The 13489-nt window shown below is 57.3% G+C and carries 11 protein-coding genes and 4 tRNA genes; 12 read left to right on the plus strand and 3 right to left on the minus strand.

Annotated features, from left to right (window positions below; translation table 11 throughout):
- Nucleotides 1–76: 76 nt before the first annotated feature.
- Entirely contained in the window at nt 77–739 is a 663-nt protein-coding gene (locus ASE80_RS25685; RefSeq protein ID WP_056861389.1) for a peptidase C39 family protein, read from the plus strand.
- 44 nt (nt 740–783) lie between these two features.
- Here the strand turns inward: ASE80_RS25685 and pbpG are convergent, their stop codons facing one another.
- Both pbpG and folD read right to left on the minus strand, forming a co-directional pair.
- Nucleotides 784–1707, minus strand: a complete 924-nt coding sequence (gene pbpG / locus ASE80_RS25690; RefSeq protein ID WP_056861390.1) for a D-alanyl-D-alanine endopeptidase — start codon at nt 1705–1707, stop codon at nt 784–786.
- A 209-nt stretch (nt 1708–1916) separates the two neighbouring features.
- Nucleotides 1917–2771 carry a bifunctional methylenetetrahydrofolate dehydrogenase/methenyltetrahydrofolate cyclohydrolase FolD gene (folD, locus tag ASE80_RS25695; RefSeq protein WP_056861391.1) on the minus strand — a complete coding sequence of 285 codons (855 nt, stop codon included), beginning with the start codon at nt 2769–2771 and terminating at the stop codon, nt 1917–1919.
- Between the two features lie 276 nt (nt 2772–3047).
- On the opposite strand from folD, the gene ASE80_RS25700 reads away from it, so the two are divergent.
- From ASE80_RS25700 to ASE80_RS25720, 5 genes are all read left to right on the plus strand, one after another.
- Nucleotides 3048–3124: transfer RNA gene (locus ASE80_RS25700), tRNA-Arg, on the plus strand.
- 32 nt (nt 3125–3156) lie between these two features.
- Nucleotides 3157–3232 (plus strand) — tRNA-His (locus tag ASE80_RS25705).
- 55 nt (nt 3233–3287) lie between these two features.
- A tRNA-Leu gene (locus tag ASE80_RS25710) sits at nt 3288–3372 on the plus strand.
- 76 nt (nt 3373–3448) lie between these two features.
- A tRNA-His gene (locus tag ASE80_RS25715) sits at nt 3449–3524 on the plus strand.
- A gap of 168 nt (nt 3525–3692) precedes the next feature.
- A complete protein-coding gene (locus ASE80_RS25720) occupies nt 3693–4286 on the plus strand; it encodes an RNA polymerase sigma factor (protein ID WP_056861392.1) in 594 nt (197 codons plus the stop codon).
- 2 nt (nt 4287–4288) lie between these two features.
- Here the strand turns inward: ASE80_RS25720 and ASE80_RS25725 are convergent, their stop codons facing one another.
- Nucleotides 4289–4549, minus strand: coding sequence for a hypothetical protein (locus tag ASE80_RS25725; RefSeq protein ID WP_056861393.1), 261 nt, complete (start codon nt 4547–4549; stop codon nt 4289–4291).
- A gap of 222 nt (nt 4550–4771) precedes the next feature.
- Between ASE80_RS25725 and tig the strand changes: the two genes are divergently transcribed.
- From tig to ASE80_RS25755, 6 genes are all read left to right on the plus strand, one after another.
- The gene (tig, locus tag ASE80_RS25730; protein WP_056861394.1) at nt 4772–6082 is read left to right on the plus strand and encodes a trigger factor; all 1311 of its coding nucleotides are present in this window, start codon (nt 4772–4774) and stop codon (nt 6080–6082) included.
- Between the two features lie 91 nt (nt 6083–6173).
- Nucleotides 6174–6809 carry an ATP-dependent Clp endopeptidase proteolytic subunit ClpP gene (gene clpP, locus ASE80_RS25735; protein ID WP_003174822.1) on the plus strand — a complete coding sequence of 212 codons (636 nt, stop codon included), beginning with the start codon at nt 6174–6176 and terminating at the stop codon, nt 6807–6809.
- A 112-nt stretch (nt 6810–6921) separates the two neighbouring features.
- Nucleotides 6922–8205, plus strand: a complete 1284-nt coding sequence (gene clpX, locus ASE80_RS25740) for an ATP-dependent Clp protease ATP-binding subunit ClpX (protein WP_017136464.1) — start codon at nt 6922–6924, stop codon at nt 8203–8205.
- Nucleotides 8206–8404: 199 nt separating this feature from the next.
- Nucleotides 8405–10801 carry an endopeptidase La gene (gene lon / locus ASE80_RS25745; protein WP_017136465.1) on the plus strand — a complete coding sequence of 799 codons (2397 nt, stop codon included), beginning with the start codon at nt 8405–8407 and terminating at the stop codon, nt 10799–10801.
- A gap of 148 nt (nt 10802–10949) precedes the next feature.
- On the plus strand, nt 10950–11222 hold the full coding sequence (locus ASE80_RS25750; RefSeq protein WP_003174819.1) for an HU family DNA-binding protein: 273 nt from the start codon (nt 10950–10952) through the stop codon (nt 11220–11222).
- Between the two features lie 231 nt (nt 11223–11453).
- Nucleotides 11454–13328 (plus strand): SurA N-terminal domain-containing protein, encoded by a 1875-nt coding sequence (locus ASE80_RS25755; protein WP_056861395.1) that lies wholly within the window; start codon nt 11454–11456, stop codon nt 13326–13328.
- Nucleotides 13329–13489 lie beyond the last annotated feature (161 nt).

Raw genomic sequence — 13489 nt, forward strand, 5'->3', positions numbered from 1 at the left:
GCGCTGTCACTGCTCCCTGAACGCGATTGGGCTATGATCTGGGCCCTTACCGGCCGTTGATCAAGAGAGTAAAAAATTGCGCTTACGCTCGAACGTTAAAACCTCCTTGTTGCTGGCGTGCGCCCTCGGGTTGGCGGCGTGTTCCGGGCACCCGTCGAAACTGGCGGGCTTGCCGGAGCGCGTTGAACTCACGGGCGTGCCGGCGTATCGCAGCGAGGCCTATCAGAGCGGTCCTTCAGCATTAGCCAGCATGCTGTCGCAACAAGGCATTGTCATGACACCCGGCTTGCTCGACAAACCCCTGCACTTGCCGGGCGGCGAGGCGAACCTTGAGCGCAACATGCAGGTGCTGGCGCGTGAATACGGGCTGATGGTGTACCCGCTGGACAGCCAGTTGACGGCCGTGCTGGCGCAAGTGGCGGCGGGTTACCCGGTGATGGCACGGATTAATCCGAGCATGTGGTCGGGTACGCGCTACGTGGTGGTGGTGGGGTTCAATCAGCAGAAGAGCACGGTGTTGCTGCGTTCGGGCCTGGACCGGCGGTTGTTGATGAGCTTCAGTGATTTTGAGTCGGCGTGGAAGAACGCGGGGCACTGGGCGATTTTGACCCAGCGCCCGAGCCAGTTGCCGGCGAATGTGGATGGGCAGCGCTGGCGTGATTCTGCCAATGCCACGGCGCAGGCCGGGCAAGAGCAGGCGGCGGCGCAGGCGCTCAAGGTGTTGGCGGAAAGAAAGTAAAAACGCTGAAGGCTATAGCCTGTGGGAGCTGGCTCCCACATTATTCAGCGGCGTACTTCAGCGGCGTTCGGGCGACTCTTCAGGTTCTTGTCGGCCTTGTAGCGCAACGCCACGTCCGGCACCGAACCGCTGCGGCCGGTTTCGACCCAGTTGCGGATACGGGTGGCATCGGCGAAGTGGGTGAACTTGCCGAACGCATCAAGGATCACCAGCGAGACCGGGCGGTTGCCCATGCTGGTCACCAGCACCAGGCAATGGCCGGCCTGGTTGGTGAAGCCGGTCTTGGTCAGCTTGATATCCCAGTTGGCGCGGTTGATCAGGTGGTCGGTGTTGGAGAAACCCAAGGTGTAGTTGGGCTTGCGGAACGCCACGGTCTTTTCCTTGGTGGTGCTCAGTTGGCTCAGCATCGGGTATTTACGCGCGGCGGCCAGCAGCTTGCTCAGGTCGCGGGCGGTGGACACGTTGTGAATCGACAGGCCGGTAGGTTCCACGTAGTGCGTGCTGGTCATGCCCAGCGCCTTGGCCTTGGCATTCATCGCTGCAATAAACGCCGGGTAGCCGCCTGGGTAGTGGTGGGCCAGGCTGGCGGCGGCGCGGTTTTCCGAGGACATCAAGGCAATCAGCAGCATTTCCTTGCGCGGCATTTCGCTGCCGATTTTCACCCGGGAGAACACGCCTTTCATCTCCGGCGTGTCCTTGATGTTGATGTCGATGTACTCATCCATGTTCTGTTTGGCTTCGAGCACGATCAGGCCGGTCATCAGCTTGCTGACGGAGGCAATCGGCACTACCACATCGGGGTTGCTGGCGTAGATGACTTTATTGGTCTGCAGGTCGACCAATATGGCGCTGCCGGAAGCGATCTGCAGTTTGGAGTTATCACGCGGGGCCAGAGTGGTTTCGGCAGCGTGTGCGAAGGTGCCTGTAAATGCAAACAATAGGCTGACAAGAGAGAGACGAATTTTCACGCGGGTGAACTCGCTAAAAAAGTAAGGAAAATGCCGTTCGAAAACGGTTTTTTGATAAATGCCGTTACATTTTAGGAGTATGGACGAAGAACTGTCGAATGTTCTTCTAGAACCAGACGAAAGTACTTAAAAACTAAGAAAAAAAGGGTTTTTAGCCGCGCAATAAAAAGCCCTGCGATAAGGCAGGGCTTTTTCAGTACCACTGGTTATTAGTCGTGCAGGGTTTCTGCCGCGTACAGGGTATTTTCCAGCAGGCACGCACGGGTCATCGGGCCGACACCGCCGGGTACCGGGGTGATCCAGCCGGCGCGGGGCAGGGCGGTTTCGTACACCACGTCGCCGACCAGCTTGCCGTCATCCTGACGGTTGATGCCTACGTCGATGACGATGGCGCCTTCCTTGATCCACTCGCCCTTGACCAGGCCCGGCTTGCCGGCGGCAACCACCACCAGGTCGGCGCGGCCAACATGGCCGGCGAGGTCCTTGGTGAAACGGTGGGTCACAGTCACGGTGCAGCCGGCCAGCAGCAGTTCCATGGCCATCGGGCGACCGACGATGTTGGAGGCGCCGACCACTACCGCATCGAGGCCGTACAGATCGACGCCGGTGCTTTCCAGCAGGGTCATGATGCCCTTCGGGGTGCACGGGCGCAGCAGCGGAATACGCTGGGCCAGGCGGCCGACGTTATACGGGTGGAAGCCGTCGACGTCTTTGTCCGGGCGGATGCGCTCGAGCAGTTTGGAGGCGTCCAGGTGCTCGGGCAGCGGCAATTGCAGCAGGATGCCGTCGATGGCCGGATCGTCGTTGAGGCCGTCGATCAGGTCGGTAAGCGCCTGCTGGGTGGTCTCGGAAGGCAAGTCGTAGGCCTTGGAAATAAAGCCGACCTCTTCACAGTCTTTACGCTTGTGCGAGACATAAACCTGAGAGGCAGGATCGCTGCCGACCAGGATCACCGCGAGGCCAGGCGTGCGCAGGCCTTGCAGGCGGCGCTCGGTGACTCGTTTGGCGATCTGCTGGCGCAGGCTGGCGGCGATTGATTTGCCGTCGATAAGTTGTGCAGTCATTACGCGTGATTAACCATCGAGAGGGGGAAGAAAAGTGCGCGCATTCTCGCACGCCATGACGTGAGGGCAAAGGCGCTTGGTCTGCAAATTGCCCTAACCCCTTAAATAAAATCAGTTTTTTTCAAAAAAGATTTGACGGGTATCAAGGCCGTCTATACTATTCGTCGCACTTGTCGGGCACAGCCTAGCACTGGTTAAGAAGGTCGAGCAGATAGAGCTGTTCTGCAAGGCTGGAAGCACTTAGTTTGTAATCTTCAACGAGTACAGATTAATAAGGCGCCCGTAGCTCAGCTGGATAGAGCATCCGCCTTCTAAGCGGATGGTCGCAGGTTCGAGTCCTGCCGGGTGCGCCATTAGGCAGCTTTGGCACAAGTAGCGCTAGATGGTGGGCGTAGCTCAGTTGGTAGAGCACGGGATTGTGACTCCCGTTGTCGAGGGTTCGATCCCCTTCGTCCACCCCATATTTAAAAGGCGCCAGATTAATCGTCTGGCGCCTTTGCTTTAAGAGCTTCAAGCGCGGATGTGGTGGAATTGGTAGACACACTGGATTTAGGTTCCAGCGCCGCGAGGCGTAAGAGTTCGAGTCTCTTCATCCGCACCAATTAAGCGTCATTCAGCCATCAGGCAGGGTGGGGCCAGACAAGGAAGGTGTTCGAGTTTCTTGTTGATGCAATATGGTGGGCGTAGCTCAGTTGGTAGAGCACGGGATTGTGACTCCCGTTGTCGAGGGTTCGATCCCCTTCGTCCACCCCATATTCCAAAAAGCGCCAGATCAATGATCTGGCGCTTTTTTTTGCATCCGAAAAATGCCCGGCCGCGTATGTATTGACGAGGATGGCCGTGGACGGGCCTGGATCCTCATCCGCTGCTACGTGGAGGGTCTGAAAAATGTTGGCACAACAGCAGGATCACAGTCAGGGAATGGCGGTTGGCGAGGCGCACTTGCTCGGGCGCCTGCTGTTGGGGGAGCAATCGGCGTATTGCGATCTGGTCAACACCCATCAGGGCGCCATGCGCGCGGTGGCTTCGGCGATTGCCGGGCATCGGCATGTCGATGATGTGGTGCAGGACGCCTGGTTGGCAATTGTGCGCGGGCTGAGTGGTTTTCAGGGGCGCTCCAGCCTCAAGACCTGGGTGCTGACGATTACGGCCAATAAAGCCAAGGGCCGCTATGGTCGGAATCGGCGTGAAGTGTTTTTCGACGACGCTTTGGGTCAGGAGCGCTTTTGCGCCGCCAGCGGTCAATGGTTGTCGGCACCGGCTGGCTGGCACGAAGATACGCCTGAGGCGCTGGTCAGTGAGGACGAACTGCGTGCCTGTATCGAGCGCACGTTGCAGGAGCTGCCGACACTTCAGAGCGCCGCCCTTGTGCTGCGTGAGCGTGTAGGGCTTGAGCTCGAGGAGATTGCCGAGTTGCTGGGCGTCAGTCTGTGCAACGCGCGGGTGTTGCTGCACCGGGCGCGCAGTCGTGTTTTTGCCGCCATCGACCGGCACCAGGCCTGTGGCCTTGATTGACGTCAAGAAAAAACAAGCATTCTCAATGCCTTGGCGTTAGAATCGTTGCCGGTTTTGAGCGTGTAGAACTGATCCGCGGCTATATAAGGGTCAGTACAGCTATTTAATAGCGAATAACGGCGCAGTACCTGAAAAAGGGCTGTGCCGTTTTTGTTTGAGTGTTTTGAGTTTCCGGGGTGGGGCGTTTCATCGTATTTGTGTTTCTCGATGCTGCCGCCACACCCTTCGACCTTGCTTGCAGGGTCGCTCGCCGGGGTGTGCATCCGGCTCTTCTATATATTGAAGGGCTGGCCTAGAGCCCTGGCGTGATGCGCTGTATTTGCTAACGGGATGAGGTGCATGCGTGCACTTGAACCTATAAATGGCCTGCTGTTTTTCCACCCGTTTTCAGTAGGGTGACTTCTTGAGTTTGACCCACTAGAATGCATGCCCTTGATTCTGGGGTCGGAAACGGCCGGCTAACGTCTGTGCAACGAGGAATATCCATGCAAGTTTCTGTTGAAAATACTACTGCCATCGAGCGCCGCCTGAGCATCACCGTTCCGGCAGAGCGTATTGAGACTGCGGTCAACAAGCGTCTGCAGCAGACTGCCCAAAAGGCCAAGATCGCTGGTTTCCGTCCAGGCAAAGTGCCAATGAGCGAAATCAAGCGTCGTTTTGGTGCCGATGCGCGTCAGGAAGCTGTGGGTGACGTGATCCAGGCTTCCTTTTACGAAGCTGTTGTCGAGCACAAGCTGAATCCAGCGGGTTCGCCTTCGATCGAGCCTAAATCCCTGGAAGCCGGTAAAGACCTGGAATACGTTGCCGTATTCGAAGTGTTCCCGGAATTCACCGTTGCCGGTTTCGAAGACATCGCCGTTGAGCGCCTGAGCGCTGACGTGGCGGATGCCGACCTGGACAACATGCTGGAAATCCTGCGCAAGCAGAACACTCGTTTCGAAGTGGCCGAACGTGCCGCCCAGAACGAAGACCAGCTGAACATCGATTTCGTTGGCAAGGTTGACGGCGAAGCATTCGCTGGCGGCTCCGCCAAGGGCACCCAGCTGGTGCTGGGTTCCAACCGCATGATCCCGGGCTTCGAAGACGGCCTGGTTGGCGCCAAGGCCGGTGAAGAACGCGTTCTGAGCCTGACTTTCCCGGCTGACTACCAGAACCTGGACCTGGCCGGCAAAGCCGCCGAGTTCACCGTGACCGTCAACAGCGTTTCCGAGCCTAAGCTGCCTGAGCTGAACGAAGAGTTCTTCGCCCAGTTCGGTATCAAGGAAACCGGCATCGACGGTTTCCGCACCGAAGTTCGCAAGAACATGGAGCGTGAACTGCGTCAGGCCATCAAGTCCAAGGTCAAGAACCAGGTAATGGATGGTCTGCTGGCCGCCAACCCGATCGAAGTGCCCAAGGCCTTGCTGTCCAACGAAGTGGATCGCCTGCGCGTTCAAGCGGTTCAGCAGTTCGGTGGCAACATCAAGCCTGACCAACTGCCGGCCGAGCTGTTCGAAGAGCAAGCCAAGCGCCGCGTTGTACTGGGTCTGGTCGTGGCTGAAGTGGTCAAGCAATTCGACCTCAAGCCTGACGAAGATCGCGTTCGCGAAATGATCCAGGAAATGGCTTCGGCCTACCAGGAGCCTGAGCAGGTCGTGGCTTGGTACTACAAGAACGACCAGCAACTGAACGAAGTACGTTCGGTTGTGCTGGAAGAACAAGTTGTGGATACTGTTCTGCAGAAGGCTAAGGTGACCGACAAAGCGGTCTCTTACGAAGAAGCAGTCAAACCGGCGGAAGCAGCACAAGCCGACTGATTGTCCAACTCGTTCGAAATATAACCATAAGCCAGCCTCGCGCTGGCTTATGCGTTTTCAAGACATGACTATTTGGGAGTAACTGCAGAGCATGTTCCGTAATTCCTATATTCAGCAGAACTCTGATATCCAGGCCGCTGGCGGCCTGGTCCCGATGGTTGTCGAGCAATCTGCTCGTGGCGAACGCGCCTATGACATCTACTCGCGCCTGCTCAAGGAACGAGTGATTTTTCTGGTCGGCCCGGTAGAGGACTACATGGCCAACCTGATCTGCGCGCAACTGCTGTTCCTTGAAGCGGAAAACCCGGACAAGGACATCCATCTTTACATCAACTCCCCGGGCGGCTCGGTCACTGCAGGCATGTCGATCTACGACACCATGCAGTTCATCAAGCCAAACGTGTCGACCACGTGCATCGGCCAGGCCTGCAGCATGGGCGCGTTCCTGCTGACCGCAGGTGCCGAGGGCAAGCGTTACTGCCTGCCGAACTCGCGCGTGATGATTCACCAGCCGTTGGGCGGTTTCCAGGGCCAGGCATCGGACATCGAAATCCACGCCAAGGAAATCCTGTTTATTCGTGAGCGTCTGAACACGCTGATGGCCAAACACAGCGGGCACACCCTGGAAGAAATCGAGCGTGATACCAACCGCGACAATTTCATGAGCGCTGAAGCCGCTCGTGAATACGGGTTGATCGACGCAGTGATCGAAAAGCGCCCCGCTTAATATAAGCACCTCAAAATAAGGCTGGTCGGCATGTCCGACCACCGGCGGGCTTGAAAAAGCCCGCATAAGCCTTCATCTTGTGTTGCAAGCCTATCGGATTTGGATCGAACGAATGACTGACACCCGCAACGGCGAGGACAACGGCAAGCTGCTCTATTGCTCCTTCTGCGGCAAAAGCCAGCATGAAGTACGCAAATTGATTGCCGGCCCCTCGGTGTTTATCTGCGACGAGTGCGTCGACCTGTGCAATGACATCATCCGCGAGGAGGTGCAGGAAGCCCAGGCCGAGAGCAGCGCGCATAAATTGCCTTCGCCTAAAGAAATCAGCGGCATCCTTGACCAGTATGTGATTGGTCAAGAGCGTGCAAAAAAGGTTTTGGCGGTAGCGGTGTACAACCACTACAAGCGCTTGAACCAGCGTGACAAGAAAGGCGACGAAGTCGAACTCGGCAAGAGCAACATCTTGCTGATCGGTCCTACAGGCTCGGGTAAAACCCTGCTTGCAGAAACCCTCGCTCGCCTGCTGAACGTTCCGTTCACCATCGCCGACGCCACCACCCTCACCGAGGCTGGCTACGTGGGTGAAGATGTCGAGAACATCATTCAGAAGCTGCTGCAGAAGTGTGACTACGACGTAGAGAAGGCCCAGATGGGTATTGTCTACATCGACGAAATCGACAAGATTTCGCGCAAGTCCGACAACCCGTCGATCACCCGGGACGTTTCCGGTGAAGGCGTGCAGCAAGCCCTGTTGAAACTGATCGAAGGCACGGTTGCTTCCGTACCGCCACAAGGCGGCCGCAAGCACCCGCAGCAGGAATTCCTTCAGGTTGATACGCGCAACATCCTGTTCATCTGTGGCGGTGCATTCTCGGGGCTGGAAAAGGTTATTCAGCAACGTTCCACCCGTGGCGGCATTGGTTTCGGTGCAGAAGTGCGCAGCAAGGAAGAAGGCAAGAAGGTGGGCGAATCCCTGCGTGAAGTCGAGCCTGACGATTTGGTCAAGTTCGGTCTGATCCCGGAATTCGTTGGCCGTCTACCGGTCCTGGCCACGTTGGACGAACTGGATGAGGCTGCTCTGATTCAGATCCTCACCGAGCCGAAAAACGCCCTGACCAAGCAATACGCCAAGCTGTTCGAGATGGAAGGTGTAGACCTCGAGTTCCGTACCGATGCACTCAAATCAGTGGCCAAGCGGGCACTGGAGCGCAAGACCGGTGCACGTGGCCTGCGTTCGATCCTCGAAGGCGTATTGCTCGACACCATGTACGAAATCCCCTCGCAATCCGAAGTGAGCAAGGTGGTGATCGACGAAAGCGTTATCGAAGGCAAGTCCAAGCCACTGTATATCTACGAAAACAGTGAGCCGGCTGCCAAGGCTGCACCTGACGCGTAAGCGTCAAGCCGTCGCAGTACAAGCAAGGGCCTTTCGAGGCCCTTTCTTTTTATGTGGCGGTTTTTCGGGGCGGTTTGTGTTTTGCGGTTAAATTCGCGTTTATTCATGCGTTTAACTGCTGGCATTGAGCTTGTTTTTTTTGCGTACAGCCCCCATCTTGGTTTCAAGCTAATTTTTCAACTGTCATAGAGGCGAAATCATGAAGACAACCATTGAATTGCCTCTCCTGCCGTTGCGTGATGTCGTCGTCTATCCGCACATGGTTATCCCGCTGTTCGTGGGGCGCGAGAAGTCTATCGAAGCCCTCGAGGCTGCGATGACGGGCGACAAGCAAATCCTGCTGTTAGCCCAGAAGAATCCTGCTGATGATGATCCAGGCGAAGACGCCCTGTATCGCGTCGGCACCGTTGCGACTGTTCTGCAATTGCTCAAATTGCCCGATGGCACTGTCAAGGTGCTGGTTGAAGGCGAGCAGCGTGGTGCGGTCGAGCGCTTCATGGAGGTGGACGGTCATCTGCGCGCCGAAGTGGCGCTGATCGACGAAGTCGAAGCCCCTGAGCGAGAATCCGAAGTGTTTGTGCGCAGCCTGCTCTCGCAGTTCGAGCAGTATGTGCAGTTGGGCAAGAAAGTCCCGGCTGAAGTGCTGTCTTCCCTCAACAGCATCGATGAGCCAAGCCGCCTGGTCGACACCATGGCCGCGCACATGGCGCTCAAGATCGAGCAGAAGCAGGACATCCTCGAAATCATCGACCTGCCGGCCCGTGTCGAACACGTGCTGGCGCTGCTGGATGGCGAAATCGACCTGCTGCAGGTTGAGAAGCGCATCCGTGGTCGCGTGAAGAAACAAATGGAGCGCAGCCAGCGCGAGTACTACCTGAATGAGCAGATGAAGGCCATTCAGAAAGAACTCGGCGACAGCGAAGAAGGCCACAACGAAGTCGAAGAGCTGAAAAAGCGCATCGACGCCGCCGGCTTGCCTAAAGACGCCCTGACCAAGGCCATGGCTGAGCTGAACAAGCTCAAGCAAATGTCGCCAATGTCGGCCGAAGCCACCGTGGTGCGTTCCTACATCGACTGGCTGGTGCAGGTGCCGTGGAAGGCTCAGACCAAAGTGCGCCTGGACCTGGCCCGTGCCGAAGAGATCCTTGACGCCGACCACTACGGCCTCGAAGAAGTCAAAGAACGCATCCTCGAATACCTCGCCGTGCAAAAGCGCGTGAAGAAAATTCGTGGCCCGGTGTTGTGCCTGGTCGGCCCTCCCGGTGTAGGTAAAACCTCCCTGGCCGAGTCGATTGCCAGTGCCACCAACCGTAAATTTGTGCGCATGGCCCTTGGCGGTGTGCGTGATGAAGCGGAAATTCGTGGCCATCGCCGTACTTACATCGGTTCGATGCCGGGAAGATTGATTCAAAAAATGACAAAGGTGGGTGTGCGCAACCCGCTGTTCCTGCTCGATGAAATCGACAAAATGGGCAGCGACATGCGTGGCGATCCGGCCTCGGCGTTGCTCGAAGTGCTCGACCCCGAGCAGAACCACAATTTCAACGACCATTACCTGGAAGTCGACTACGACTTGTCCGACGTAATGTTCCTGTGCACCTCCAACTCCATGAACATCCCGCCAGCCCTGCTGGACCGGATGGAGGTGATTCGTCTGCCGGGTTACACCGAAGACGAGAAGATCAACATCGCCGTCAAATACCTCGCGCCCAAGCAAATTTCGGCCAATGGCCTGAAAAAAGGCGAGATCGAATTTGACGTCGAAGCAATCCGCGACATCGTGCGTTACTACACCCGCGAAGCCGGCGTGCGTGGCCTTGAGCGTCAGATTGCGAAGATCTGCCGCAAAGCGGTCAAGGAGCACTCGCTGGAAAAACGCTTCTCGGTGAAGGTGGTTGCCGATTCCCTGGAGCACTTCCTGGGCGTGAAGAAATTCCGTTACGGCCTGGCTGAGCAGCAGGATCAGGTAGGGCAGGTGACTGGCCTGGCGTGGACCCAGGTGGGCGGCGAACTGCTGACCATCGAAGCTGCGGTGATCCCGGGCAAAGGCCAGCTTATCAAGACCGGTTCGCTGGGTGATGTGATGGTCGAATCGATCACCGCCGCGCAGACCGTGGTGCGCAGCCGCGCCAAGAGCCTGGGGATCCCCCTGGACTTCCACGAGAAGCACGACACCCACATCCACATGCCGGAAGGGGCGACCCCCAAAGACGGCCCTAGCGCCGGTGTAGGCATGTGCACGGCACTGGTGTCGGCACTGACGGGCATTCCTGTGCGTGCCGATGTGGCGATGACCGGGGAAATTACCCTGCGTGGTCAGGTATTGGCCATCGGTGGCCTGAAAGAGAAATTGCTCGCTGCACACCGGGGTGGTATCAAGACCGTGATCATTCCGGAAGAGAATGTTCGCGACTTGAAGGAAATTCCTGACAATATCAAGCAGGATCTTCAGATTAAACCGGTTAAATGGATTGACGAGGTCCTGCAAATTGCGCTGCAATACGCGCCGGAGCCCTTGCCGGATGTAGCTCCGGAGATTGTCGCGAAGGACGAAAAACGCGAGTCCGATTCCAAGGAAAGAATTAGCACGCATTAATGCGATTAAGCCTGGGGGCTTCCTTGACAGCTTTTTAGAGCCCTTGTTATAAAGCGGCTCTTAAGTGTCTGTAGGCCATTCAGCACTGGTTTTTGCTTTCACCAAAAAACTTAGAATCATACTCAATAGATATATAAGGGGACTTAGAGTGAACAAGTCGGAACTGATTGATGCTATCGCCGCATCCGCTGATATCCCGAAAGCTGCTGCTGGCCGTGCGCTGGACGCAGTAATCGAATCCGTCACTGGCGCTCTGAAGGCCGGCGACTCCGTGGTACTGGTAGGCTTCGGTACTTTCTCTGTGACTGACCGCCCAGCTCGCACTGGCCGTAACCCACAGACTGGCAAAGCACTGCAAATCGCTGCTGCCAAAAAACCAGGTTTCAAAGCCGGTAAAGCCCTGAAAGAAGCGGTTAACTAAGCTTCGTTCAAGCCTTGCTTACCCGGGTCAGACGCAGGTCTGACCTGGCAGCGGAGCGGCAGCTGACCCACGTATCCATCGGGTCGCCAGGGCCTGGGGTGTGGTTCAAAACCCCGTCCGCTCCGCCAGTTACGAGAAGGCGCATCCTCGGATGCGCCTTTCTTCTATCCGGACTCTACCCACGCTCCACGGTTGCCTAATTTTTGAAGATCAACCGTTTCTGGGGGACGCATGCTGCAAAATATCAGGGACAATTCACAAGGCTGGATTGCCAAGACCATTATCGGGATCATCGTCGCATTGATGGCGTTCACCGGTATCGAGGCCATTTTCCAGGCTTCGGGTAACAACAAGCAGGACGTGGCCAAGGTCAACGGTGAAGAAATCACCCAGACCGAACTGGGCCAGGCCGTCGATATGCAACGTCGCCAGCTGATGCAACAGCTGGGCAAGGATTTCGATGCTTCGCTGCTGGACGAAAAACTGCTGCGCGAAGCGGCTCTGAAGGGCTTGATCGATCGCAAGCTGTTGCTGCAAGGCGCCGCAGATTCCAAGTTCGGCTTCTCTGAAGCTGCGCTGGACCAGGTGATCCTGCAGACGCCGGAATTCCAGGTCGACGGCAAGTTCAGTGCCGAACGCTTTGACCAGGTGATCCGTCAGCTGGGCTACACCCGTATGCAATTCCGTCAGATGCTGACCCAGGAAATGCTGATCGGCCAGGTTCGCGCAGGCATCGCCGGCAGCGGTTTTGTCACCGACGCCGAAGTGCTGGCTTTCGCCCGTCTGGAAAAACAGACCCGCGATTTTGCCACCGTCAAGATCAAGACCGACCCTGCGGCCGTGAAGCTTACCGACGATGAGGTCAAGGCTTACTACGACCAGCACGCCAAAGAGTTCATGACCCCGGATCAAGTGGTCATCGATTACCTGGAACTGAAGAAGTCGTCCTTCTTCGACCAGGTCACCGTCAAGGACGAAGAGCTGCAGGCGGCCTATCAGAAAGAAACCGCCAACCTGGCTGAACAGCGTCGTGCTGCGCACATCCTGATTGAAGTCAACGACAAGACCACCGACGCGCAAGCCAAGGCCAAGATCGAAGACATCCAGGCACGCCTGGCCAAGGGCGAGAAGTTCGAAGCCCTGGCCAAGGAGTTCTCCCAGGATCCAGGTTCGGCCAACAATGGCGGTGACTTGGGCTTTGCCGGCCCTGGCGTCTACGACCCGGACTTCGAAACCGCCCTGTATGCCTTGAACAAGGATCAGGTGTCGGCGCCGGTGCGTACCACCTTCGGTTGGCACTTGATCAAGCTGTTGGGCGTTGAAGCACCAGAAGTGCCATCGTTTGCCAGCCTGAAAGACAAGCTGACCCGTGAACTCAAGACCCAGCAGGTCGAGCAGCGTTATGTCGAGGCGACCAAGCAATTGGAAGACGCGGCATTCGAAGCCTCCGACCTGGCTCAGCCGGCGTCCGACCTGAAGCTGACCGTGCACACGTCCGCGCCGTTTGGCCGTGAAGGTGGCGAAGGTGTTGCGGCCAACCGTGCCGTGGTCACTGCTGCGTTCAGCCCGGAAGTGCTGGATGAAGGTGCCAACAGCAGCGCTATCGAGCTGGACCCGGAAACCATCATCGTGCTGCGTGCCAAAGAGCATCTGAAGCCAACGCAACTGCCGCTGGAAAGCGTATCGGCGGCGATCCGCACCCAGATGACCAAAGAGCGCGCCATCGCGGCTGCCAAAACCCATGCCGACGAGTTGATCGCCAGCCTGCGTGATGGCAAGACCCCGTTGAACCAGCCGATCGACGGTCAGGCCTGGAAGGTGACTGAAGCGGCAACCCGTAACGCTGAAGCGGTCGAGCCGGCCGTGCTGCAAGCCTTGTTCCGCATGCCTAAGCCTGCGGCCAAGGACAAGCCGACCTTCACCACCGTGACCCTGGCTGACGGTAGCCTGGTGATCGTGCGCTTGAACGGCGTCAACGAAGCTGCAGCCCCTACCGACGAAGAAAAGGCGCAATACCGCCGCTTCCTCGCCTCGCGTATTGGCCAGCAGGACTTTGCTGCCTACCGCAAGCAGTTGGAAACCAAGGCTGACATCAAGAAGTTCTGATGTTGGTTTGAATAGAAAAGCCCCCGGTCCGAAAGACCGGGGGCTTTTTTTTGCGCAATGTCCGGCTCAGAACTGATCGTTCCCACGCTCTGCGTGGTAATGCATCCCGTGACGCTCTGCGTCACCCGCACGCAAGTGCAGAAAGCGGGCCGCGCAGACCG

It is taken from the genome of Pseudomonas sp. Leaf15 (assembly GCF_001421425.1).
Lineage (GTDB): Bacteria > Pseudomonadota > Gammaproteobacteria > Pseudomonadales > Pseudomonadaceae > Aquipseudomonas > Aquipseudomonas salomonii.